Origin of the sequence: Paenibacillus algorifonticola, from assembly GCF_000971975.1 — a bacterium.
GTDB classification, from domain to species: Bacteria; Bacillota; Bacilli; order Paenibacillales; family Paenibacillaceae; genus Pristimantibacillus; species Pristimantibacillus algorifonticola.
In genome coordinates this window covers 319478-343977 of the sequence record NZ_LAQO01000001.1, presented here as the reverse complement: position 1 = coordinate 343977, position 24500 = coordinate 319478, and the positions used below count along the sequence as shown (strand labels likewise).

The window sequence follows — 24500 nt, the reverse complement described above, 5'->3', positions numbered from 1 at the left end:
GAATAAAGGAGCTATCATTGAGAATTATTATCATATAAAGGGAGAGGTCTTATGTTAGTTGCATTGGCATCAGCTTCAAAACGATTGATTTTTTTAAGTGCGGCAGCTTTGCTTTTGCTGCTGCTTGCAGCCTGCGGCTCGAATGCAGGCAATACAGTGGAGGGTGCGAGCTCGGCACAGCCAACGGCAGCGGCATCAACTGAGGCTGCATCGGCAAAACCAGCAGCGACTGAAGAGCAGGCTGCAACCCGCATCTATAAGGATGTAATGGGCAGAGAGGTAGAGCTGCCAAGCAATCCGCAGTGAATTGTAGCGCATTATTATGCTTCCGAGATGGTGGCGCTTGATTTTCCAATGGTAGGTACGAACTTTCTGAATGCGAAAGCGGTTCTCGGTGAAGAGAAGCTGCAAGGCATTGCAGACGTTAGCGGTGAGGGCGTATCGACGAATTTGGAGAAGGTGCTGGCGCTAGAGCCTGATCTTATTATCGTGCCAAATTTCCTGGATGCGGCGGAGTTTGAGGAATTGTCCAAAATCGCTCCTACGGTAGTCATTGATTACAGCGGCGATATTTTCAGCCGTCTGCGCTCCTTGAGTGAAATTGTCGGCAAGCCGGAGCAGGCTTACACTCGATTGGCTGCTGGATGAAATGACGAATGAGCTGCTGGCGAAGCAATAAGCGGCTAAAAACTTGCCATATACGAGTTAAACCGTAATTTTATGAAGCCTTCATGCGCTTTTTGGCGTATGAAAGCTTCTTTTTTGCCTGTTTTAAAAGAAACCGTCCTATTGCTCTACGGTTTGCAATAAGGTTAATGGAAACGGGCAGCTGTGAGCCGTTTACGCCTATGCCAGAATCTTTTATAATGGGAGCATAATATTGATAACGGTTATCACTGGGCAGGGGGAGTGAAAAATGGCATATCAGCATGATGGACAAGCGGCTGCGTTTCCTCCAGCACTCATGTTCTCGGGGCTGGAGTATCGGCTCTATGACTGCCGGGAAAATGAGGAGCAAGGCAGAGGGCGCGCCTTCGTCTGGCTGACTGCCTACACACTGCTGGCCGTCACTCAGGGGCAGGGCACCATCACGATTAATGGCGTGAGCCACCTCGCAACATACGGCAAATGCTTTTTGCTGGCGCCAAACACAGCGATCGGGGTCGAAAGCGAGGCTTTTCAGCCGATTCGATTATACCAGCTCTCTTTTGAGATAGGTGCACAGGATGAGGAACTGCTCGCGGATGGCGGCGAAATGGTTTTTGAGCCGTTTACGTTATTGGAAGATAGGCTGCTGTCGCTTCGTGACGAGCCGTCCGGAGGAAAGCTGGAGGCGCTCCAGCGCCACATTCGTTTTCAGCAGCTCATGCTGGAGGTACTGAAGCGCCAGCACAAAGAGGAAGACGAGCTGGATGCCAGAAGGGCAGTGGAGCGGACGATTTCTTTTATGCAGCATTCGTACAAAGAGGAAATTTCCATCGGGCGTCTGGCGCAGGAAGTGAACATGAGCCGCTGGCAATATGGGGAAAAGTTCAAAGCGTTGACGGGCAGCACGCCAACCGCTTATTTGACTGCACTGCGGATTGAGCGGGCGAAGCAGCTGCTGATGAGTCAAACGTCCCGCATTCGCGATATTGCCGGGCGGGTCGGCTTCGGAGATGAATATTATTTCAGCCGGCGCTTCAAGCAAATGACCGGGCTTACACCGACGCAATACATGCAGGAGTTCGGTCGCGCTCCGCGTATATTTTCGATTCAATACATTGGCGAGCTGCTGGCGCTTGGCATTCGTCCGATTGCAGTGAACAGCGCGATGTTTCCTGTTTTTGAGGAGGAGGCGCTGCGCGGTGTTCATGGCATTGAGGAGCCGGTTGATGCGGAGCAAATTATGCGGCTCAGTCCCGATTTGATTTTGTATCCCAGCTTTACGCCGGCGTCGCTCGTCGATCAACTGGTGAAAATTGCGCCAATGGCTCACGTGAGCTGGCACGATGATGTGTATGGACGAATGCGTACGATGGGCGAGCTGCTGGGCAGACCAAAGGAGGCCGAGGAGTGGATTGCTGGCTATATGGAAAAGGCGGTGCTGGCACGCGAGCGGCTAGGGAATTGCATCCGGCCGGGCGAGACGGCTTCGGCGTTCGTTTATGTGGATCAGACGCTGTATATGTATGCGACGCATCATTTTGGACATACGCTCTATCAGGGGGGCGGCTTTGAGCTGCCGAAGCGGTTGAAAGCATTGACCGAGCGGAACAAGCAACTGAAATGGATGCCGATACGGCTTGAGGAGCTGCCAGATTACGCGGGTGACCGGGTGTTTTTTTCGCTTGCGCATACAGGGGTGGATGAACAGGAGGGACGGGCGATTTTGAATCATCCGATATGGCAAATACTGTCCCGCTCCTGGTTCCTGAGACGTAGGTTACCAGATGGATGCTGGAGAGCAGTAAGGAAGGGGGAACTATTTTTGCAGAAAATGGTTTTAGGAACATCCAGAGGAGGTAATGATTAGGGGAATATTATTTTAATAGACAGGGGTAGATACGAGTGAAAAGCAAAAAAATGGTCATTTCCGCAGCGGTATTCGGCATGGTGCTTACCGGCTCGGCAGGCGTATATGCAGGAAGCAATTTGGAGCAGATTAAAGCTTATTTGAATAATGGCTTAAAAATCGAGCTTAATGGCAGCGCTTATACGCCAGTTGATGGCAATGGCGCCAAGCAGGCTCCGATTACTTATAAAGGCTCGACCTACTTGCCAGTGCGTTCGATTGCAGATGCTTTGAATGTGCCCGTTACTTACGATGCGGGGAGCAATAAAGTGAAAATCGGCAGCAGCAGCTCCACCGGAGGCGGCGGTACCGATAGCAATGTGTACACAGGCCAACGCCCGAAATATTTGCCGGCAGATTTCCCGATTCCGAAAGATGCGAAAATGAAAGAGACGGTTGAAAACAACCGGGACAACAAAAAATCGCTGTACTTCGTATATGAGACGCAAAATGGATTGGACTCGCTTGGCGTATCCTATAAAGCTTATTTCCAGACGAAGGAACTGACGGATACATCAGAGGATGTGAGCAGCACAACATTAACGATGGTAGGCAAAAAGGGGGATGATTTTGCTGTGACGATTACCGGTGCTCCTGACCGGGACAAAGATGGCTATAACGAAATTACAGTGGTGTGGTCGGGCAAGTGATATAGTAGTTGAAGCAAGCTGTTATACTCGGTTTGAGAGCAAGCGGACGCAGGGATTTCCTGTCGTCCGCTTGCTTGCATTTAGGCTGTTGTATAAAATTTTACATAATAAACGGAACAATTTATCAAAAACTATTACTATTCGTATCGAATAGGTCGATAGTAATAATAGTATCTGTTGAATAATGTATTGAGATAGATTGAGGGGGAACTTTCGGCAGATCATCATAGAGAAATATAGGTAGGAGAGAGGGAGAGTGGTGCCTTTTTTGGATTTTCTTATAAATATACCGATATAAGGCTAAAGTGTGAATCGGGACCTGACAAGTTTCGACAATAGAACTTTAGTCGCAGTCATGGGTGAGAAGCAAATAGAATACAGCCAACTGCAACAGCCGGATGACAGAGCCATTAGCGAACCGTCACAATCATTTTTGAAAGTAGCATTACATCATACATATAGGAGCGTTGACAGAATGCAATTCATAAAAAGAATGTCCTTTTTTTCTAAAAATTTGCTGCTTGCCTTCTTTAACATCGTATTGATTGGATCCATTTTAATTGCATCAGGCTACATCATTCAGAAGGATATTTTGATTAAACAGCTTCGTGGGCAAATTAGCGCCATTACACAGGAATGGGCACAGGAAATGGAACCCGCGAAAATCCAGCAAGCCATTTCAGAGAAAAGCTATGAAGGCTCCACACAATTAGAATTGAAAGCAACATTGGATCTCATACATAAATATAATCCGAATATTGCGCAAGCTTATGTATTCGGAACGGAGCTGACGAATGGCAATCAAACGTCAATTATTGCTATGCCTACGAATCTGGTAGAAGCTTTCTCCAGCGAAAATATGGGCGTAGGCACGATGTATGAGCAGCCAGTCGCGATGTCGACCGCTATAGGCGAAATGCTGAATACCGGAGTTCCTACATTCACCAGCTTTTACTCCGATGATTTCGGCATTTGGACGACGATTCTTTATCCAATCAAAGATAGCGGCGGCAACGTATTCGCCTTCTTCGCAGCGGATGTAGACGCCAGCGCGGTACCTAACGGCCTTAAGACGCTGCTGATCAGCGGCATTACGATCATGCTCATTTTCCTTGTGCTCATCTTCTTGCTCCAGTTCTTCATTTCACGTATGACGATGAAGCCGATTAAAGAGCTGATTAAAGGCATTGAGGAAGTAAGCGGCGGCAACTTGAATGTCGAGCTGAAAGCGGGCGCCGACGATCTTGGCGTCGTCAACCACAAGTTTAATGTGATGATTCGCCGCATCAACGATATGATGGTCAAAGTTCGCTTAACGTCGAATGCGGTAACGGATTCGGCTAAATCGTTGAATGAGTTTTCCGAAAGCAATAGCAAAACGGTAGAAGAAATTACCGAAAACATGCGGGAAATCAACATTGAAATCGCCAACCAAGAGCTGTCGTCCAGCGAGGCGGCCAAAGCGATGAACGAAATGTCGACCGTAATTCAGAACATTGCTCACAGCTCGTCGAGCGTAGCAGAAGAAGCTGGCGATATGGAGCACAAATCGATGGAAGGCAATAAAGTTGTAGGCCAGGTTGTCGAGCAAATGGAGCAAATTGAAAAGTTTGTAGTTGAGTCCTCAAGTGCGATTCAATCACTTGCCAGCCGTTCACAGGAAATTGAAAATATCGTTTCGCTCATTATGGGCGTTGCGACGCAGACGAATCTTCTGGCGCTTAACGCAGCAATTGAAGCAGCAAGAGTCGGCGAGCATGGCAAAGGCTTTGCAGTCGTAGCAGGCGAGGTTCGCAAGCTGGCGGAGCAGTCCAATAACTCGGCAACTCAAATTTCAGGATTGATTAAAGAAATTCAGCATGAAATTACGACAGCTGTTGATGCACTGAACCTGGGAACAGGCCAGGTTCGTACGGGCTTGCAAATTTCCAGCGAGACGGGTTCGCTGCTGGACGATATTTTGTCCGCTACACGCAGCGTAACGCTTCAAATTCAAGAAGTATCAAGCTCGACAGAGCAAATTTCGGCGGGTACGGAAGAATTGACGGCTACGGCTGAAAATCTGTCGGCTTCTGCAGGCATTACAGCAGCAAACAGTGCGAAAATTTCCAAATCCATTGCCGAGCAAAAAGAATCGATGAATGCCATTGTGGAATCGTCGACAAAATTGACGCAAATGTCGGAGGAGCTGCAAGAGCTCATCAACCATTTCCAAGTCCGTACTTCTTAATCCCGGTATAACTATCATAAAGGGAGCCTTGCAGCTGCTAGGCAGCTGCGGGGCATTTCCCCCACAGGAGGTTTTACAATTATGACGGAAAATAAACACACTACAATTAACCAGATTGCTTCCAGTGAATTTGTCTTATTAATCCCACTAGATTTTTCGCGTCATAACCGTACGTATTCTTATGCAACGAATGAATACGCGCTGGGCGAACAGGTAAGCCAACTGATAGAAACGAGAAAAGAACAGGATCTAGAAGCAGAGGCCGCTGCGGCGTATGCAGCGCTCTTGTATCGACTTTCAAACGAGAAGCAGCTGCTCATCGGTGTGCAGGGGCCCCAAGATAAGGATAGGTCATGGTTAGTCCATATCGAAGAAACCAACACATTTGCAAGCCTGAAGACCTCGTTATTGCAAGCTGTAAATGATGGACCAGCCTCGGAACAATCCCATTATGACACTCGCTTCTCGCATCGACACACGGTACAACCCACTTCGGAAATGATCAACTTTCAGCTTCTGGAACTGAGCGGAAAGTGGCAGCTCAACATTCAGTATGATCAATCGCTGCTTGAGAAAGCGACCGTTGACCGCTATGCCGCTTATTATAGGACGCTGTTCGTGACGGCTTTAACTGATCCAGCCGCGCATGTGGCAGCCATTGATGTATTAACGGAAGAAGATCGGCTCGTCTATGAGAAAATGAATGCGACAGCTGGCGCATATGATCGCAAGCAGACGATTCATGGCATGATTGAGCTTGCTGCTGCGCAGTATGGCGAGCGAACGGCTGTATCATCTGTACACGGGGAGCTTACATACCGTGAGCTCAATGAGCAGGCGAATCAAATGGCGAACCTATTGATCAGCAAAGGCGTGAGCAAAGGCGATTTCGTCACCATTTATATGGAGCGAAGCTTGGAACTGATTGTCAGCTTGCTTGGCATTTTGAAGGCGGGAGCCGCTTATGTGCCGCTGGACCCCGAGCATCCGGAGGAGCGCAACCGCTACATTTTGCAAGATACCCGGTCGGTGTTCGTGCTGACCAAAGCGAAATATGAAGAGCAGGCGCAGCATCAATCCGAAGGGCTTGAGCAGCTAAAGGAAATCATCGTGGTGGAGCATATTGCATATGACAATGAAGAAGCTTCGAACCCGAACGTTGATGTAGCGCCGGATGATTTGGCCTATATTATTTATACGTCCGGCTCTACAGGAAGGCCGAAGGGAGCTCTCATCGCGCATGAAGGAGTCGTCAATCTCGGCGAAACGGTGCGGCTGGATTGTGAAATCGGGCATGAGGATGTACTGACGCAGTTCGCCACCTACAGCTTTGACGCATCGGTATGGGATACGATTGGAGCGCTGTTCTATGGTGCGCATTTGTATTTACTGTCTCCAGAGGAGCGCGTATCAGTGGAGGAGTTTGCTTCAGCTATTGAACGGACGAAAACGACGATTATTACGATTTTGCCGACTGTATTTTTTAACCAGCTTTCTGCTTATTTGTCGGATGAAGGCTACAAAAAGCTTGCAGGCGTGAAGCTGATCACTGTAGCAGGAGAGGCGCTTTATGGGGAGCAGGTTCGGGCATTCCAGCGGAAGTTCCAGGACAACATTGCTATCGTCAATGTATATGGGCCAACGGAATGCACGGTGTGCACGACAACGCATAAAATCAGCGGTTATATTTCCGACGATTTGACAAACGTGCCAATCGGCAAGCCGATTCAAAACTATAAGGTGTATATCGTCAATGAGCTGAACCAGCTATGCCCCGTGCATGTGCATGGCGAAGTACTGATTGAGACGATCGGCCTTGCGAAAGGGTATTTAAATCAGCCGGAGAAAACGGCGGATGCCTTTGTCGCCAATCCATTTGGCGATGGTCAAATTTATAAGTCAGGCGATATTGCGAAGCTGCTGCCAGACGGCACAATTGAATATGTGGGACGCCGGGATTCGCAAATTAAAATTCGCGGACATCGCATTGAGATTGGGGAAATCGAAGACAGCTTTTCCAAAATCGCCAATGTGCAAAACGTAGCAGTCATCTGCAAAAAGGATGCACAGGAGCAAAACATGCTCGTCGGCTTCTTTACTTCAAAGGACGGTAAACCGCTCACTACCGTTACCATTAAGCAAGAGCTGGGCGATAAGCTGCCCACTTATTTTGTACCGAAATGGATCGTCCAATTGGACGAAATGCCGATTTCGCCAACCGGAAAAATCGACCGGAAAAAGCTTCACAGCTATTCCTACCAAGAGGAGCAGATCAGCGTCGACTACGTTGCCCCTCAAAATGGCATTCAACGAATGATTGCGGGCGCATGGGCAGAGGCACTCAGCCTCGTTCATATCGGCATTCATGATGATTTCTTTACGATTGGCGGCGACTCGCTCGGAATTATTCATATTTTGGCAAGTCTAAAGCCGTATTACCCGGAATTGAAAATTAATGATTTATTTCAATATAGAACGATCGAATCGATTGCCGTACGCATCGAGCAGCTTGCTGCCGAAGCGCCTGAGCACAAGGAGACGGCCCGTCATGTTGGGCCAGCTTTGCCACTGGAAGAATTACCAGCCATGCGTTATAAGCCTCAGCTGCCTATCAGCTTCAAGCAACAGCCGAAAGCCGTGCTTTTAACCGGAGCTACCGGTTATTTAGGCGGGTATTTGCTCTATGAACTGCTGATGCAAAGCGACGCAACTATATATTGCCTCGTACGGCCAGGAACCGAGCCAGGCGAAGCGAGACTTCGCAGCCATATTGCGTATTATTTTGGAGATGCGGCTATTCCATTAATGGAGGGGCGCGTTGTAGCGGTAGAAGGCAATCTGGAAACGCCGCGGCTTGGGCTTGAGGAGCAGCAGTATCAGCAGTTAATTAGCAGCCTGGATGCGATTATGCACAGCGCGGCGGATGTTAGGCACTTTGGCGAAGAAGGGCAATTCGCCCGTACAAATGTAAATGGGACGGCGTATTTGCTGGAGCTTGCCGCCGCTTGCCGCCAAACAGTTCGCTTCCACCATATTTCCACGCTTGGCATTCCGGAAGATTTGGCTTTAAGCGGGCAATGGGAGGCAGTGGTAGCCGCTGGGGAGCTGGCGCCGGAGCTGCGAGTCGAGAGCTTGTATACGAACAGCAAGATGGAAGCGGAGAAGCTGCTGTACGCTGCTGCTGAGCAGGGCGTTCCCGTCAGTATCTACCGGGCAGGCAATTTGTCCTGCCACTCAGTGAGCGGAAGCTTCCAACGGAACATTGACAGTAATGCGTTTTACCGTATGCTCAAATCGATGCTGCTGCTTGGGCAAGCGCCGGAGGTTACTTGGGACATCGATATTACGCCAATTGATTACGCAGGACAATCGATTGTACAGCTGGCGCTGCAGCCGGATACGGCAGGAGGTGTCTACCATATTTGCAACCCGGAGCCGCTGCCATACGAGAAGCTGATGGACATGCTGCGCAGCAGCGGCTACTCCATCGAGACGTCAAGCCCAACTTCCTATACGAAGTGGCTGCTTGATAAAGCCATCCCGAAAAATCAGGAGGGTGTGCAGCTCGCGATCGCTCAATTGGAAGGCGACGGGGCGAAGGACTCTGCCTATCGCTACAGCTGCGAGCTGACAAGCGCTGCGTTGCAGCAATCGAGCATTACATGCGCAGCGCCTAATGAGCAGCTAATCGGAAATATGCTCGCTTATGCAATATCGATTGGCTACTTTCCACAAGCAAGCGAGCGTCGCCCAGTCAGATAGTCCGTATAATCGTCAGATGATAGAGAGAAGCATCAATCACCAATAAGCAAAACGCCAAGCATCAGACCTGTGAAGGGCTGGAGCTTGGCGTCTTTTTTTACTTATAAGAAGAGTGGAGTGGATTAAAAGCTTGGGTTTGGTTTCTGGAAGCTTCTGCTGAGATTTTCAGCGTCAAGATCGCGCACGCGCTTCTCGAAATCCTCCAGAACATCAATTAAATAGGAATCACCGTCAGATTGGGCTTTGAAAATAAACTTATCGGCATCGTGGATGACCACGTCGTGGCCGCACAATTTAAGGCATTTGGCGTAATCCTCTACAGTAGGCTGCTGGTTCTCTTCCAGAAAAATCAACCCGTGCAGCGTCTTCGTTTCATGGGGACGAATGATTTTGAAATGTACGGTATGTTGGATAGACATATGGGCTTCCTCCTTATTCTTCCGGGCTTGCTTCTATTATAATCCATTGGACGCAGAGAAGCTGTGAAAAATGTTACAATCTTTTAGATGAATGGACAATAGGCGGATATGCACATTTGTTGACAATAACTGAATGATCATTTATTATTAGCGAAGGAGTTTGTTTTGCGTCATCGAAAGATTCTTTTTTAATAAATGATCATTCGTTTATGCGAAGTTTATCTTTCAGTAACCATCATTTAAAGGAGCAATTGCCATGCTGACTGCTATTATTGTGCTTGCTACACTGCTGCTTGCGATAGTGCTTGTTTTAAAGTTCTACCCTGCGCTTGGAGGAGTGTTAACGAAGGAGCAGCTCGCTGCTTTCTCGCGTTCCGCTCATTACCGAGATGGCAAGTTTAAAAATTTGAGCACAACGGTCATGGATAACAGTGCAAGCAGCATATTTTCCATGCTGCGAGACTATATGAGAACAAACCCGAATCGCAGGCCGCAGGCTAAGCTGCCGCTACAGCAGCTCCAATTTGGTCGGGACGATAAGGGCGAGCAAGCGCGAGTCACTTGGTTTGGGCATTCGGCTATGCTGCTGGAGCTGGATGGGAAACATATTTTGCTGGATCCGATGTTTGGCCAAGCGCCATCGCCGTTCCCTTTTTTCGGAAACAAACGTTATAGCGGCAAATTGCCGTTTGAAATTGCCGAGCTGCCGCAAATTGATGCTGTTGTTTTATCCCATGATCATTATGACCATTTGGATTATGATTCAATTCTCAAGCTTAAAAACAAAGTTCGCCGCTTCATCGTTCCGCTCGGCGTAGGCAGCCATTTGGAGCGCTGGGGCGTAGAGAAATCGATCATAACGGAGCATGACTGGTGGGAGGAGCTGGAATTTGAAGGCCTTCGATTGGCCGCTGCTCCAGCTCAGCATTTTTCAGGACGAAACTTGAACAATCGGGATTCTACGTTGTGGTGCTCCTGGGTTATTACAGGACGCGCGGCTAACATTTATTTTAGCGGAGATAGCGGTTATGGCGCGCATTTCAAAGAGATTGGCGAGAAATACGGCCCGTTTGACCTGACCCTTATGGAATGCGGACAATATGATCCACGCTGGTCGTCGATTCATATGATGCCGGAGGAGACGGTGCAGGCACATGTCGATGTAAAAGGAAAAACGCTGCTTCCCATTCATTGGGGAGCATTTACGCTCAGCTTTCACGACTGGAATGATCCAGTAGAGCGCGTGACGAAAGCGGCCAAGCAGCTAAATGTACAGGTTGCAACGCCAATAATTGGCGAGCCGGTGTCCGTTGGGGCTGGCCGCCCTCCATCTTCTATTTGGTGGAAAACCGCGCAGTGAAAGGCTAACCAAAAACCGTCCCGGAGCTTCGGCTTCAGGACGGTTTTTGCAATAGCTTGGGCAGCATGCCGAGCAGCTTGTTTCCTGTTTCCGCATCGCCGTAGTTCCAACTATTGTCCACTACATAGGCATGGCCCTTTTGGACGGCCGCAAGCTGCTTCCAGAGCGGGCTGCTTATAAGCGATTCCATCGCTTGCCGCGACTCCTCTGTTTCTGGCACGACCATAAACAGGCGATCTCCGGCATATTGGGACAAAGAGTCGACTGTAATTTCCTTGTAGGCACGCTCAGCGGCAATGAGCATTTTCACATCACCGACTGGGGCAAAGCCAAGCGGATGATAGAGGGTGGAGGCAAGCCCGCTGCCAGCCATAATAAACAGCCGATTTCCCCGTTCAAAAATGAATACGGAAGCCGTTTCACCTTTCCTTATATGGCTGCCTAGCTGATGCCACATCTGTTCCGTCCGCCGCTCATGTCTAGCTAACCAGCGCAACGCTTCCTGTTTCTTGCCTAGCCAGTCGCCAAGCATATGCAGACGCTCCTCCAGCGTTCCCCAAGAGTTAAAGGCAAGCGTCGGGGCAATGTCCGCCGCCTGCTCATAAATGTGCTCGTCCCCGCTTGCTAAAATAATCAAATCAGGCTCCAGCTCCGCCGCCTGTTCCTTATTGAATACTGGGAAAACGGAATAATCCTCTCCCCCGACAGACTGAAAGCCAAGTACATGCAAGTCGCCCAGCGTCTCGCCATAATACAGGATGCGCTGCGGCTCTGCCGGAATGATGACTTGATGTCCCAGCCAGTCTTTGACCTGAACGCGCTGTCGCATGGACAGGGCATATTGCCTTGGCGAACCGCCGGTCATTTGCCGGAAACGGCGGCTGAAATAATATTCGTCGGCGAAGCCGCACCATTCGGCAATTTCACGCAGCGAGGCATGGGAGTTTGCGAGCCATTCCTTGGCATGGTCAATGCGCAGTGATACTAAATAATCGAGCGGCTTTTTTCCAGTGAGCGCCTTAAACAAGGAGCTGTATTGCCACTGGGGCATGTTCGTCAGCGCCGCGAGCTGCTTGACTGTAAGCGGGCTTTTATAATGAAGCTGAATATAGTGCACGGTATCCTCAACTGAATATAGCTGGCGGTCAACTTGGCTTGCAGGAAGATGCTGTTCTAGCAGCATGCCCATCAGCTTTTGGAAAGCGAGATTTTGTTTATACGCGTCGATGCCTTGAAGCGCTTTGCCAGCTGCCTGTATCGATTCCAGCAGCTTGACGTATGGAGCTAGCGGGTAAAGACGCAGCTCATGCTTGCCAGGAAACAGCGATTGCTGATAAAACGATGGCTGCACATAGTCGACGCGAACGACCGAATAAACGAGGCAATAGTAGTCCATCGTCTCATTCGTCTGGCCATCAAATTGGTAGCAATCCCCGGGAGCTAATTGGAATGCGCTGAACGCTTCAAACCGGATATAGCGGTTGTTCAAATAAAGGGTGCCTTCACTGTTGACAATAATGAGCAGCGTGTGGCTCTCGATGGTTTGCTCGGCAAAAGTAATGTCCGCGGACTTCGTTAGCCGCTTCATGCTGACAAGCTTAAGCAAGAGGTGGTGAAGCGGAACGGACGGGGTTTCATGGGCATTCATGCGAGCGGTGCTCCTTACTTTTAAGTTCTTTAGCAATACGATTGCTTTGTATCCTTTCATTATGCCACAGAAAGGAGGGGAAGCGAATGGACGGAAAGAAGGATTGGTTTATTTGCCTTAAAAAGAAAACAGGACGAGTCAGGGCCCATTCATGCCCCTAACTCGTCCTGTATCGTTAGTCATTTATAATGAAGCTTGCGCGTTAACCATTATTTTTTCGAAATTTCAGCTGGCAGCGCTTCAATCAGCCAATCGCGGGAAGTCGCGTCGCTGGAAGCTTTCTGAATATCAAAATAGTATACTTGCCCTGCTTTTACAGCAGGGAGGTTTTTCCAAATGGTGCTTTTCAGCAGCTCTTCCGTGTCTTTCTTGGCATCATCAGGTACAGGGTTCAAAATGAAAATCCGATCACCTGCAGCTTCAGGCAAAATTTCTGTGGAGATTTCTCGGAAGCCTTCGCCAGCGTCAATAATTTCCTGAATGAGTGGAGTCGGCTTGAAGCCATCCTCGTTGTAAACAGCTTGCGGAAGTCCGGCATTCGCCATAATGAACAGGCGGTTGCCAGGATACATCGTGAAGATGGAAGCCGTTTCGCCTTCTTTCAGGCCATTCTCGTGCAGCATGGCCCACATATCTTTTGTTTTCGCTGTATATTGGGCGATCCAGTCCTCGGCTTCCTGCTTCTTATTAAGCAGGTCGCCCAAAATGCGCATACGGTTCTCAAGCGGCGCAAATGTATCAAAGGTAACGGTAGGTGCGACTTTGGCAAGCGCCTCATATTGGGCATCATCCGCATTGCCAAAAATGATCAAATCAGGAGCAAGCGACAATGATTTTTCGACGCTGATTGGAAAACCAACATCTTCTGCATCTTTAATTTGATCCTCGTAGACGGAGCCTTCTGTGTTTTTCATAACCCCGATAGGTGTAACGCCAAGAGCGAGCAAATCGCCTGTCGTTTCGCCATGGTAAATAACACGCTTAGGCGTTACGGGCACTTCAACGTCGTGTCCAGTCCAGTCTTTGAAAATGCGTGTTCCTGTTTCAGCTTCCGCTGAAGTCGCTGGGCTTTCAGCAGCTGGGGAGCTGCTCGCTTCTGTAGCAGGAGCAGAACTTGCTTGATTCGCCGCCGACTGCTCCGTGTTGCTTCCGCATGCCAACAATAATGCCCCCATTAATGCGACAGTAGTAAGTAAAGAAATAATACGTCCCGCTTGTTTCATTGTGTTTCTCCTCCTGCGTTGTCTCAAAGATATTGATAATCATTATCGTCGATTAGCATAATGGATTGAGACCATTTGTACAATGGATAAAATTCAAAGCTTATTTTGGTTTGTACAAATTCATGTAAAGGCAGCTGCAGATGTTCACGATCCTGTTAAATTCTCCTGCGCCATTACCCCCAATACTCTCCTATAATAAAGGTAGAGGAAAATGGATCAAGGAGGTGTAAGCGATGTTGTGGTTTTTGATTCTTACCGCTTGTTTTTTTGGAGGCATTATTTATATTATGAAAGCCGGAGGTACGATTGTTGAAGATGACTCAATCATTCAGGATCGAATTCTTGAAGGATTGAGATAGGTTAGTGGTAAAATAAGCTTTTTTCATTATAAAGCTTCTTCATAAAGCATTTCAGGCGGCCAAGCGATCGTTATCGTTTGGCCGCCTTTTGCATTCCCTTCGTATTTTCGCGACGATGCTCCTCGCGATAGGTTGCAACTGTACAGGCAGGAGCGTAATATGGAAACGAAGGTGACAAGCAAACTTATCGTTAAAGGAGTGCAGGAAGCGATGCAAATTATTTATCATGGACATTCTGCTGTGCAGCTCATAACTGAGGACAAATCGCTGATTATTGATCCGTTTATAAGCGGAAATGGGCAGGCGGTTACGAAACCCGAGGATATTAAAGTGAATGCTGTCCTTCTGACACACGCTCATCAAGATCATATTCTGGATGCGGCGCCAATAGCTAAAGCCAATGATGCTCCTGTTGTAGCTAATTTTGAGCTTGCGGCGTATATGTCCTGGAAAGGTGTACAGACGATACCGATGAATATCGGAGGCACCGTCGATTTAGGCTTTGCGCAGGCAAAAATGGTGCCAGCTATCCATACGTCGGGCATTATTGACGAAGAAAAGCAGACGATTACATACGGCGGGCTGGCTTCGGGCTATGTCATTCGCGCTGAGGGGCTGACGATATTGCATGTCGGCGACACGGCATTGTTCAGCGATATGAAGCTGATTGGCGATCATGAGGTCATTGATGTTGCCTTTATTCCGATTGGTGATCACTTTACGATGGGACCGGAGGAAGCCTTGCAGGCAGCAGAGTGGTACCGGGCCAAGCTGGTCGTTCCGGTTCATTATAATACATTTGAGCCAATCAGACAGGATGCGCAAAGCTTTGTGGAAGCGCTGGAAGCGCGCGGCCTCATCGGCAAAGTGATGGCCCCGGGCGATAAGCTCGACATTATTAAGCAGGTTTAAGACGGTAGGCAGCAGGCTAAATTCTCTTAAACAGCAACTGAAAGCAGGCTGCCAGTGACGGGCAGCCTGCTTTGTTTATTTTATCGGACCCATCGATGCGATTGTGACTTTCGCAGATACGGTAATGTCGGCTTGCGACAGCACTTCTGCCCAATCATCCTCTACTTTTTTGAACGCTTTGTACTCATACGCCCTTGCGTACACTCCAAGTCCGATTGGATCGACCTTGAGCTTTTGAAATTTGGCAATAAGCGCATTGAAGTGGTCGGTCACCTGCTGGCCGATCATGTCCTCCAGCCGCTTGCTGTCATTAAATACATCGAAGGGAAAAAGATGCTCGGATAGGCCAACAACCATGCTTACTTTTATATCATATTTGAAGCGGTTGTTTTTAAAGCTGGTTTTAATTTTGGTTTTGACCTTTCCTGCAGAAAAGCTGACCGTATTCGTGGAAAACGGTGATTTTTTCGGCTCCTCCGGCAACTGATAGGAAAGGCTGAAGCCCGGTGATGCATTTTTCTGCAAAATGCGCAGCAGCACCGTTTCCTGTGCATCGAGCATCCCTTTGTATATGCCTGCTTTCGATACGAGTGCCGTTCCCTGAATTCGAACTTTGCCGCCAATAATTTTGACCTGTGAGAAATAGGGGGTTATTCCCTTATCAAGAAATTGTCGGTGAAGCTCATGCGCCGTCGTACTGACCGTTTCCGAATGGGAACTGGTGGAGTCTACCATGCCGCGGAGCAAAATAGGTAGCATCGGCTGATCCGGTGGATTCAAATACAACATCTCTGGAACGGAGCCGTCAACGACAATAACCCTGTCCGTAACTGTATTTCGGGCATCGCGATAGATGACGTCGAGCATTTGAAACCAGCCCTCATAATTCAGCATTCGCCTGCCAAGCAGGATGACCTGATAATTGCGCCCTTGCGTGGATCCAGCCGTCTGAGCGTCCTGCTCAGACCTGGACTGTCTCAGCGTCTTAGCCGTTCCGGTCATTTCAATGCTCTTCTTCTTGATGCGATTGCTGAATACAGGTGCGGTCAAATAAAAATGGAATTTTTTATTTTTATCCAAATCCATCCCCAGCACAAGCGGGGTAGTGGCATTTTCCAAATTTAGTTGGTCGCTGCAGCTGGACAGGAGGAGCATGATAACAATAAACAGTGTTATCCGGGTGATGGATGAGCTCATAGGCTGCTCCTTTCTTCCTTCCAAAACTTGCTTAGCCATAAATAGCAAAGCAGGCATACTGGAAAAATATATTCCAGTATCAGCCCAACCCAAAATAATTGTCTGACCAGAAAGTTGTTTATATTGTAGGTCGGAAAATAAAAAAACGTCCCGACTGCCAGCAGGATAATCAGCAGCCGCAAGGGGATGCCAATGCTCTCCCGCTTGAATATCCAAGCTATACAATAGGTAAGCAGATACATCATTGGGATCCAAATAAGCGAGAAAATGAACAGATAGAAGGAGATGAATGGAACCTCAATGCGTTCAATAAATTTGAATTCAATCGATTTCAATACACTGATGACAGGATCATTAAAGAGATGGGATTCCTCCGGGCTGAAATAGACGTAACAAATAATTGTGACGAACAAATACAACAGCATCGTAATGGAATTCGCAATTACAATGCCTTTGGTGGCATACTCCTTATACTTCAAATGTGGATAAAGAATGAAAATGGATACCATGCCCAGCATAGGATAAATCGTCGCTTTTACCGCAGTCAGAATGGGCAGCCAGCCTTCCTTGAGTAGAGGCAGCAAATATACCCAGTGCGCATGTTTGAGCGTATATATGTACACAAAAGGAATCCAGAGCGATATCCAGATGATCAGCTCAGCGTATCTCGCAACGTTGCGTATGCCGTGCCGGACAATCGAATAGGCCGGAATGAGCAGCAGCGACATGAGCACGAATGACTGCGTAGTAGGCAGCAGCCAGGTTTTCGTTACGAGAATCGTGCGCACAAGCCCATCATACATCAGGTAAAAAAAATATAGCGCAAACAGCATAGCAGCCAATACCCCGGCCCACCGTCCCATATATTCCGACAGCAGGTCGAATAAGGTGCCGTTCGGATAATATTTCATGACCCCAACAATCGCAAGTCCAGCAATCAGGCTTAGCGCCCAGCCGATAATCAGGGCGATCCAGCCGTCCGTATCCGCAGCCTCCGAGAGCTTTCTGGGCAAGTTTAATACTGCCACGCTCACCTGGCTACCCGAAATAATGGAGATAAACTGGAAAAGCGTGATTTGCTTTCCCACGTAGCTATTCATTCTGTGTCCTCCTTGATCCGGCTTTGTCTTTGCCTTATTGACTGTTTAGGAGCCGTACTTAACGGACGCTTGTCCATGAGCCACAGGGGAACCCTTACAATTGTGTCCTTCAAGTCAGCCAGTCTGACTGGACCAATCGGGGTTCCATAGGCGGTGCCAAGCGATTTGAGCGACAAAATATGACCGATCAAAGTCATGAGCCCAATGACGAGGCCAACAAATCCGAACATGGACGCTAGTATCATTAAAATAAAACGGATAAGCCGCACCGCTGCTACCATGTCATAGTTAGGCAGAATAAAGGATGAAATGGCCGTAAAAGCGACGACAATAACCATGGCGTTACTGATAAGCCCGGCCTGCACAACCGCTTGTCCAATAACGATACCGCCGACGATGCCGACCGTTTGTCCGACTGGCGCTGGCAGCCTTATCCCAGCTTCCCGCAGCAGCTCCAGTGTAATTTCCATTAATATCGCCTCCACAAACGGGGGAAAAGGAACCTGTCCCCTTGATTCTCCCAGCGTCAGCAGCAGCTTGAGCGGGATGATTTCAAAGTGATAGGAAACGACGGAAATATAAAAGGCGGGCAAAAATGCTGCCATAAAAAAAGCAAACACGCGCAGCAGGCGAAGAAACGTCGCTATCGTCCAGCGCGAGCTGTAATCGTCAATATTTTGAAAGAAGGACATGAAGGTTACGGGAGCAATCAACACGTTTGGGGAACGGTCGACGACAACCGCGCAGCGTCCTTGCAGCAGCTGGGAAGCGGTCGTATCAGGCCGCTCCGTCGTTATGAGCTGCGGAAACAACGAAAAAGGATTATCCTCGATAAATTCGCACAGCTCGCCTGTATTAATGATGGCATCGACATTGATTTGTCGAATTCGCTGTTCCAGCTTCGCCATATACTTCTCGTTGGCAATATCCTCGATGTACAAAATGGAAACGGTCGTTTGTCCTCTCTCGCCAACCATGAGCCGTTTGATTTTGAGTCCGCGGTGGGGGAGATAACGGCGAATGAGGGCGATATTTAAATCGCCTGTCTCCAGAAAGCCCTGATGTGCGCCCTTCAGCGATGATTCGAGCTGAGGGTCTTCGATATTGCGCTGCGGCCATCCTTTTGTATCGAGGGAGTAGGTCCGCTCGCTGCCATCAATAAATAAGAGGCTGTTCCCCTGAAAAAGCCCGATCTCTGCTTTCTCCCAGCTGTATAAATGCTCTACATGACCGACGGTGACGGCAATTTCCTGACTGTTCTCGCCCATCTCTTGCTGCAGTGGACGGAGAACATTTTCATTAATCGCCGCTTTGTCGTTTAACCCGTCGATATAGATCAGCAAAGCCTGTTTGCCTGATTGTTTAATGGTCAGATGGCGGGTAACCATATCGGGGGTTTCGGTAAAAAGCCGCTGAATTTTTGCTAGGTTTTCCTTTAAATCGGCGCTGATGCGATCGCTATGCGGTATATTTTGCTCCGTATTGTTGTCAGGCATAGCGGTAGACTTCCTCTCTGTCGATTCATTTGGTTCAGCTATTTTTTCCAGCACAGGCAAATTGTATGCAGATGGACGTTTGTGCTTTCACCTTGGATAGTCGTGCCAGCAGGGCTGCGCTGGGTTGTTTTTGATATGTTTCGCATGAAGGTGAGCAGCGAGCATCAGCGGGAGTATGAGCGAGAGCTGGAGTTCCCCGTGGAAGGGCTGATAAAGCTTAAGGGAAGCCGCTTCAAGCGGCTGCTCTATTTGCTAACGGCAGAAGAAAGCACGAGGCAGGAGAACAGCCGTTTTCTGGAGCAGCATGATTTGCATGAAATGCTGGAGAGCTTTATTGCATATGCAGCTCCTACGGCAGCCAATGATTTGGAAAAGCGGCTGGAGCTGACGCTGCGCTATATGCAGCACCATTTTCGCGAGGATATTCGGGTGAACAAGCTTGCTGAAATTGCTCAGCTGCATCCCTCCTATTATTTACAGGTGTTCAAGAAGGTGATGAATAAGACGCCGGTCGGTTGGAGCGCCATGCGCCGGGAACCGGCTTTAATTGGGTTTCGATTGCACCGGATGAGCTGACGGACTATGAAGCGGATTATTTATTTCTTGTTTTTAAGGAGGAAGAGGAGCATCAGCGCTTTATAGATTTGCTGAAATCGAATCCGGCATGGAGGAGCTTTCCGGCTGTGAAAAATAACCGCGTATATTTCCTCGATATTGCGATTGAAGATTTACAGGTAGCCCATATGATGAAGAATCATCAGTTAGCCAAGGCCATTAGCGAGGTTTCCTGGTCGGTGTATCGCTCCATGCTAGCGTACAAAGCGAAGTGGTATGGTCGCATCGTAGTGGCTGTGGGTCAAACATTCGCATCTTCGCAGCTATGCTCCTGCTGCGGCTATAAGCACAAAGAGGTAAAAGACTTAAAGTTGCGAGAATGGGACTGCCCAGCATGTGGAGCGCACCACGACCGGGACTTTAACGCAAGCCTGAATATTCTTGCTGAAGGCAAAAGACTTCTTGCTGTGTAATCCTTACACGAACTGTCGGAACGACAGGGTTAGCTTGGTACATTTCTCTTCGTTAGAAGGGACGACCCAAGAATCTCGTGACTTTAGTCATGAGAGGTTCAAAATAGTCTTAATATCACAACTAAAAAGTCGGAATACGATTAGCCTGAGCATGTCCAAATTAGCTATAATTATAAGGTGAGCAAGGCATCTACAGGCAAGCGAAGGGATGGGATCGGTTTGGCAGACGAGCGTGATCAGGCTTCTACTATTCAATATATTCACAATAAAAATGGACCGAAGCTCGGCTATTCCACCTTGTCCGGCGTCCGTATTTTGGAGCAGGACGGTTTTTATTTTAAAGATTTGAACAAGGACGGCAAGCTGGCTAAATATGAGGATTGGCGCCTTAGTCCGCAGGAGAGAGCCGAAGATCTTGCTTCGAAAATGAGCGTCGAGCAAATTGCCGGGCTTATGCTCTACAGCAGCCATCAGGCCGTTCCGGCTAGCCTGGGCTGGCATCCGGGCACTTATGGGGGCAAGACATATGCGGATAGTGGCGCGGACTCGCATGCGCTGACGGACCAGCAGCTTGCTTTTCTGGAGCAGGATCATTTGCGCCATGTGCTGCTGACGATGGTGGAAAGCCCGGAAACGGCGGCGCAGTGGAACAATACGATGCAGGCGTACGTTGAAGGCTTAGGGCTGGGCATCCCGGTAAATACGAGCTCCGATCCGCGGCATGCGACAGATTCGACGAAGGAATTTAATGCCGGAGCCGGCGGCAGCATTTCGATGTGGCCGGAGACGATGGGGCTTGCCGCTACGTTTGATCCGGAGGAAGCGAAAAAATTCGGCGAGGTTGCAGCGAAGGAGTATCGGGCGCTCGGCATTGGCACGGCGTTGTCGCCGCAGGTTGATATCGGCACCGATCCGCGCTGGTTCCGTTTTGGCATGACCTTTGGCGAAGATCCCCAGCTGTCCACTGATATGGGCCGCGCTTATATTGACGGCTTCCAGACTTCGGAGGGCGAGAATGAAATTGCCGAAGGCTGGGGTTATGACAGTGTTAATGCGATGGTGAAGCATTGGCCGGGCGGCGGCTCGGGCGAGGGCGGCCGTGATGCGCATTTTGGCTACGGCAAATATGCCGTTTATCCGGGAGAGCAGTTTGAGCAGCATTTGCGTCCCTTTACGGAAGGCGCGTTCAAGCTGGATGGCAAGACCGGCAAAGCTTCTGCCGTTATGCCTTATTATACGATTTCGCAAGGACAAGACCCGATTAACGGCGAAAATGTCGGCAACTCCTACAACAGCTACCTCATAAACGATTTGCTGCGCGAGCAGTACGGCTACGATGGCGTCGTCTGCACGGACTGGGGCATTACCGCGGATGAAGGCGATGACATTACGAGGCTGATGAGCGGCGGCCGCTGCTGGGGTGTGGAGGAAGGCTACAGCGTAGCGGAACGTCACTACAAGCTGCTGATGGCTGGCGTAGACCAATTTGGCGGCAACAATGAGACGGGTCCGGTTATTGAAGCTTATCAGATCGGCGTGCAGCAGCATGGAGAGGCGTTCATGCGCAGCCGTTTTGAGCAATCGGCGGTGCGTCTGCTGAAAAATATTTTCCGGCTTGGCCTCTTTGAAAATCCTTATTTGGAAGTGGCGCATACGGCTGCGACGGTAGGCTCCCCGACTTTCATGGCGGCAGGCTACGAAGCCCAGCTGAAATCGATTGTGCTGCTGAAAAATGAAGGGCAAACGCTGCCGCTGCCTGCTACAAGCGAGCGTCGTACCGTCTATCTTCCCCGGAAGTTCCGGCCGGAGGGTGCGAGCTGGCTCGGGCTGCCGACGCCGTCTTTCGAGGGTTATCCAATTAGTGTGGATACGGTCAAGAAGTATTTTGACGTGACGGACAACCCGGAGCAGGCGGATTTCGCATTGGTGTGCATCGAAAGTCCGCATAGCACGATGGGCTACAGCAAGGCAGACGCCGAAGCGGGCGGAAATGGCTATGTGCCAGTAAGCCTTCAATACCGTCCGTATACAGCTGTACATGCACGTGAGACGAGCCTTGCTGGAGATGCGCGCGATGTGCTGAATCGTACCTATAAAGGGAAGACGGTTGCCGTTGCGAATGAATCCGATCTGGATATGGTGCTGGATACGAAAGCGAAAATGAAGGGCAAGCCCGTTATCGTTTCGATTACGCTCAGCAACCCTGCGGTAGTCGCTGAATTTGAAGCCGCTTCCGATGCGATTATTGCCCATTTTGGCTTGCAGGAGCAGGCGCTGCTGGAGACGATAATCGGTGCATCCGAGCCATCTGGCCTGCTGCCTTTCCAAATGCCGCGGGACATGTTGACGGTGGAAGAGCAGCTTGAAGACACGCCGCATGATATGGATGTGTATGTCGACACGGCAGGCCATGCGTATGATTTCGGCTACGGGCTGAACTGGAGCGGTGTCATTCAGGATGCAAGGACGGCAAAATATGCAGACGGCAAGCGCAGTATGAAATAACATTTTGATTAAAATCATAGAATCGCTAATCAACAACGCCCGCCATTGTCAGGGAACTGACGCTGGCGGGCGTTGTTCGCCTGTTTATAAGAGAGGGCAGGCTGGCAGGAGACGTAAAGGAGTCAACTTGTACCACGCCGCACATTCTATTAAGATTAATTTAACGGTTTGGAAAGGAGGCAAAGCATGAACGATCACGAAGCAAAAAAACAGCAAATCCTGGACGCCTTTTGGTTCAGGCATGCGACGAAGGAATTTGATCCCGAGCGAAAAATCTCCGATGAGGATTTCCAGTTTATTTTGGAAACGGGCAGGCTGTCCCCTAGCTCCATTGGGCTTGAGCCATGGAAGTTTGTTATTATTCAAAATCAGGCGCTGCGTGCGAAGCTGGCTGACGTATCCTGGGGAGCGAAAAAGCAGCTGGAAACGGCGAGCCATTTTATCGTTCTCCTAGCCCGCCGCAATGTGCGCTATGACTCGGAGTATATGAAGTATATGTACACACAGGTTAAAGGGATGCGCGAGGAAGTGTATGAGAAAATCCCAGTCATTTATAAGCCGTTTCAGGAAGCCGATCTGCATTTGCTTGATAATGAGCGTACACTGCTGGATTGGTCGTCGAAGCAAACGTATATCCCGCTTGCCAATATGATGACCACAGCTGCGCAAATTGGCATTGATTCCTGCCCGATTGAAGGCTTCAATCTGGATCAGGCGCATACGATTTTGGACAGAGAAGGACTGCTGGAAGGCGGGAATTTGGAGGTTTCCGTGATGGCCGCTTTTGGCTACCGGCTCGCTGAGCCAAAGCGTCCCAAGTCAAGGCTGCCGTTAGAGGAAATTGTGCAGTGGGTTAACTAAACGAGTTATTTGTCAAAAATAAAACGCATCGGAGGGCTGCTTCTGGCAGCCTTTCGATGCGTTTTTGCATTGCCGCAATTGCGGCCTGTATCGCTTAAAAATATTAGCCGCCGATTTGGAAGAGCTTATCAAGCGAGCCGCCTTCGGAAATGATTTTAATGGCGGTTGCAATGAGTGGTGACATTGGCAGAACGAAAAACTTGTCCGAATGATCGCTCAGCGCAATCGTATCCGTTACAACAACCTGACGGATGTTCGGATGCGTCAGCTTCTCGATGGCGTTGGCAGAGAACAAGCCGTGCGTCGCACAAACGTAGGCATCATGAGCGCCTTTTTTGTGGAGCGCTTCAACGACGTTTACGATCGTGCTGCCTGTATCGATCAAATCCTCAATAATAATCGGCGTCATGCCTTCCACTTCACCGATAATATGGGTAATTTCCGACTGGTTGTGGGCCGGGCGGTTTTTGATCATAATGGCAAAGGGGCAATCCAAATAGTTCGCCAGCTTCTCAGCCGTTGAAGCTCGTCCAGCATCTGGCGAAACGACGACGGGATTGACGATATTTTGGCTTTTTAAATGTCTGATAATGAGATCCAGAGCCGTCAGATGATCGACCGGAATTTCGAAAAAGCCTTGAATAGGATCTGCATGCAAATCCACGGTAATGATGCGGTGAGCGCCAACCGTAGTCAGCACATCAGCAACCAGCTTGGCGGAAATCGGCTCACGAGGAGCGGATTTGCGTTCCTGGCGCGCATATCCATAATAAGGAATGACGAGATTAATGGTTTTGGCGGAAGCGCGTTTCGCCGCATCAATCATAATCATCAATTCCACTAAATGTTCATTAACCGGATGGGACAGCGCTTGTACTATAAACACATGGCATGTCCGAATAGGTTCTTCATACGATACGTGAATTTCGCCGCTTTGCTGACGGGATATGGCGACATTGCCTAGCGGAATACCGAGTGAACTGCAAATTTCCTCGGCAAGCGCGCGATTGGATGATCCCGAAAATATTTTTACCTTTTGCATTGTGCTCCTCCTTCAAGTTTTGCGCAGCAAAACTACTTCGAAAGCGTAAACTTAAGTTTTGCGCAGCAAAACTGCTTCGAAAGCGTAAACTTAAGTTTTGCTACGAAAAACTACTACATTCCATTATACATTGAAGGAGGTCAGATTCAAGTCA

General features: G+C 49.1%; 19 protein-coding genes and 2 pseudogenes. 14 read left to right on the top strand and 7 right to left on the bottom strand.

Annotated features, from left to right (window positions below; genetic code table 11):
• Positions 1-51: 51 nt before the first annotated feature.
• From WH37_RS08300 to WH37_RS08275, 6 genes are all read left to right on the top strand, one after another.
• Positions 52-306, top strand: coding sequence for a hypothetical protein (locus tag WH37_RS08300; protein WP_046230066.1), 255 nt, complete (start codon positions 52-54; stop codon positions 304-306).
• A 48-nt stretch (positions 307-354) separates the two neighbouring features.
• Positions 355-648, top strand: a complete 294-nt coding sequence (locus WH37_RS08295; RefSeq protein WP_046230065.1) for an ABC transporter substrate-binding protein — start codon at positions 355-357, stop codon at positions 646-648.
• Between the two features lie 268 nt (positions 649-916).
• Positions 917-2515, top strand: a complete 1599-nt coding sequence (locus WH37_RS08290; protein ID WP_046230064.1) for a helix-turn-helix domain-containing protein — start codon at positions 917-919, stop codon at positions 2513-2515.
• A gap of 35 nt (positions 2516-2550) precedes the next feature.
• Positions 2551-3204: a stalk domain-containing protein gene (locus WH37_RS33435; protein ID WP_052736877.1), complete on the top strand. Its 654-nt coding sequence runs from the start codon at positions 2551-2553 to the stop codon at positions 3202-3204.
• A gap of 475 nt (positions 3205-3679) precedes the next feature.
• Positions 3680-5434, top strand: coding sequence for a methyl-accepting chemotaxis protein (locus tag WH37_RS08280; RefSeq protein WP_046230063.1), 1755 nt, complete (start codon positions 3680-3682; stop codon positions 5432-5434).
• Positions 5435-5515: 81 nt separating this feature from the next.
• On the top strand, positions 5516-9196 hold the full coding sequence (locus WH37_RS08275) for a non-ribosomal peptide synthetase family protein (RefSeq protein WP_046230062.1): 3681 nt from the start codon (positions 5516-5518) through the stop codon (positions 9194-9196).
• Between the two features lie 122 nt (positions 9197-9318).
• On the opposite strand, the gene WH37_RS08270 is transcribed toward WH37_RS08275, so the two are convergent.
• Positions 9319-9615, bottom strand: a complete 297-nt coding sequence (locus WH37_RS08270; protein ID WP_046230061.1) for a hypothetical protein — start codon at positions 9613-9615, stop codon at positions 9319-9321.
• A 256-nt stretch (positions 9616-9871) separates the two neighbouring features.
• Between WH37_RS08270 and WH37_RS08265 the strand changes: the two genes are divergently transcribed.
• The gene (locus tag WH37_RS08265) at positions 9872-10975 is read left to right on the top strand and encodes an MBL fold metallo-hydrolase (protein ID WP_046230060.1); all 1104 of its coding nucleotides are present in this window, start codon (positions 9872-9874) and stop codon (positions 10973-10975) included.
• A 34-nt stretch (positions 10976-11009) separates the two neighbouring features.
• On the opposite strand, the gene WH37_RS08260 is transcribed toward WH37_RS08265, so the two are convergent.
• Complete coding sequence (locus WH37_RS08260) at positions 11010-12623, bottom strand: ABC transporter substrate-binding protein (protein WP_046230059.1); 1614 nt, start codon at positions 12621-12623, stop codon at positions 11010-11012.
• A 209-nt stretch (positions 12624-12832) separates the two neighbouring features.
• The gene (locus tag WH37_RS08255; protein ID WP_046230058.1) at positions 12833-13846 is read right to left on the bottom strand and encodes an ABC transporter substrate-binding protein; all 1014 of its coding nucleotides are present in this window, start codon (positions 13844-13846) and stop codon (positions 12833-12835) included.
• 233 nt (positions 13847-14079) lie between these two features.
• Between WH37_RS08255 and WH37_RS37020 the strand changes: the two genes are divergently transcribed.
• Entirely contained in the window at positions 14080-14205 is a 126-nt protein-coding gene (locus WH37_RS37020; protein ID WP_269431281.1) for a hypothetical protein, read from the top strand.
• 210 nt (positions 14206-14415) lie between these two features.
• Positions 14416-15117 (top strand): metal-dependent hydrolase, encoded by a 702-nt coding sequence (locus tag WH37_RS08250; protein WP_046230329.1) that lies wholly within the window; start codon positions 14416-14418, stop codon positions 15115-15117.
• A 75-nt stretch (positions 15118-15192) separates the two neighbouring features.
• Here WH37_RS08250 and WH37_RS08245 read toward each other — a convergent pair whose 3' ends face one another.
• Genes WH37_RS08245 through WH37_RS08235 form a run of 3 tightly spaced genes read right to left on the bottom strand, consistent with a single transcriptional unit; the run spans position 15193 to position 18910 of the window.
• Positions 15193-16314: a Ger(x)C family spore germination protein gene (locus WH37_RS08245; protein ID WP_046230057.1), complete on the bottom strand. Its 1122-nt coding sequence runs from the start codon at positions 16312-16314 to the stop codon at positions 15193-15195.
• Positions 16311-17414 carry a GerAB/ArcD/ProY family transporter gene (locus WH37_RS08240; RefSeq protein WP_046230056.1) on the bottom strand — a complete coding sequence of 368 codons (1104 nt, stop codon included), beginning with the start codon at positions 17412-17414 and terminating at the stop codon, positions 16311-16313. The genes WH37_RS08245 and WH37_RS08240 overlap by 4 nt, the downstream gene beginning before the upstream one ends.
• Entirely contained in the window at positions 17411-18910 is a 1500-nt protein-coding gene (locus tag WH37_RS08235; RefSeq protein ID WP_046230055.1) for a spore germination protein, read from the bottom strand. The genes WH37_RS08240 and WH37_RS08235 overlap by 4 nt, the downstream gene beginning before the upstream one ends.
• An 81-nt stretch (positions 18911-18991) precedes the next feature.
• Here WH37_RS08235 and WH37_RS08230 point away from each other — a divergent pair, with 81 nt between their 5' ends.
• The 5 genes and pseudogenes from WH37_RS08230 (at position 18992) to WH37_RS08215 (ending at position 23304) form a co-directional block, all read left to right on the top strand.
• Positions 18992-19486, top strand: a complete 495-nt coding sequence (locus tag WH37_RS08230; RefSeq protein WP_046230054.1) for a helix-turn-helix transcriptional regulator — start codon at positions 18992-18994, stop codon at positions 19484-19486.
• Positions 19426-19563 (top strand): annotated as a pseudogene (locus WH37_RS36335) (hypothetical protein); the annotation flags it as partial. The gene WH37_RS08230 and the pseudogene WH37_RS36335, both read left to right, overlap by 61 nt.
• A gap of 30 nt (positions 19564-19593) precedes the next feature.
• Positions 19594-19938, top strand: a pseudogene (locus WH37_RS08225) (RNA-guided endonuclease TnpB family protein); the annotation flags it as partial.
• Between the two features lie 213 nt (positions 19939-20151).
• The gene (locus tag WH37_RS08220; RefSeq protein WP_052736904.1) at positions 20152-22443 is read left to right on the top strand and encodes a glycoside hydrolase family 3 protein; all 2292 of its coding nucleotides are present in this window, start codon (positions 20152-20154) and stop codon (positions 22441-22443) included.
• Positions 22444-22629: 186 nt separating this feature from the next.
• Positions 22630-23304 (top strand): NAD(P)H-dependent oxidoreductase, encoded by a 675-nt coding sequence (locus WH37_RS08215; protein ID WP_046230052.1) that lies wholly within the window; start codon positions 22630-22632, stop codon positions 23302-23304.
• Positions 23305-23407: 103 nt separating this feature from the next.
• On the opposite strand, the gene WH37_RS08210 is transcribed toward WH37_RS08215, so the two are convergent.
• Positions 23408-24346 (bottom strand): ribose-phosphate diphosphokinase, encoded by a 939-nt coding sequence (locus WH37_RS08210; protein WP_046230051.1) that lies wholly within the window; start codon positions 24344-24346, stop codon positions 23408-23410.
• Positions 24347-24500: the final 154 nt, after the last annotated feature.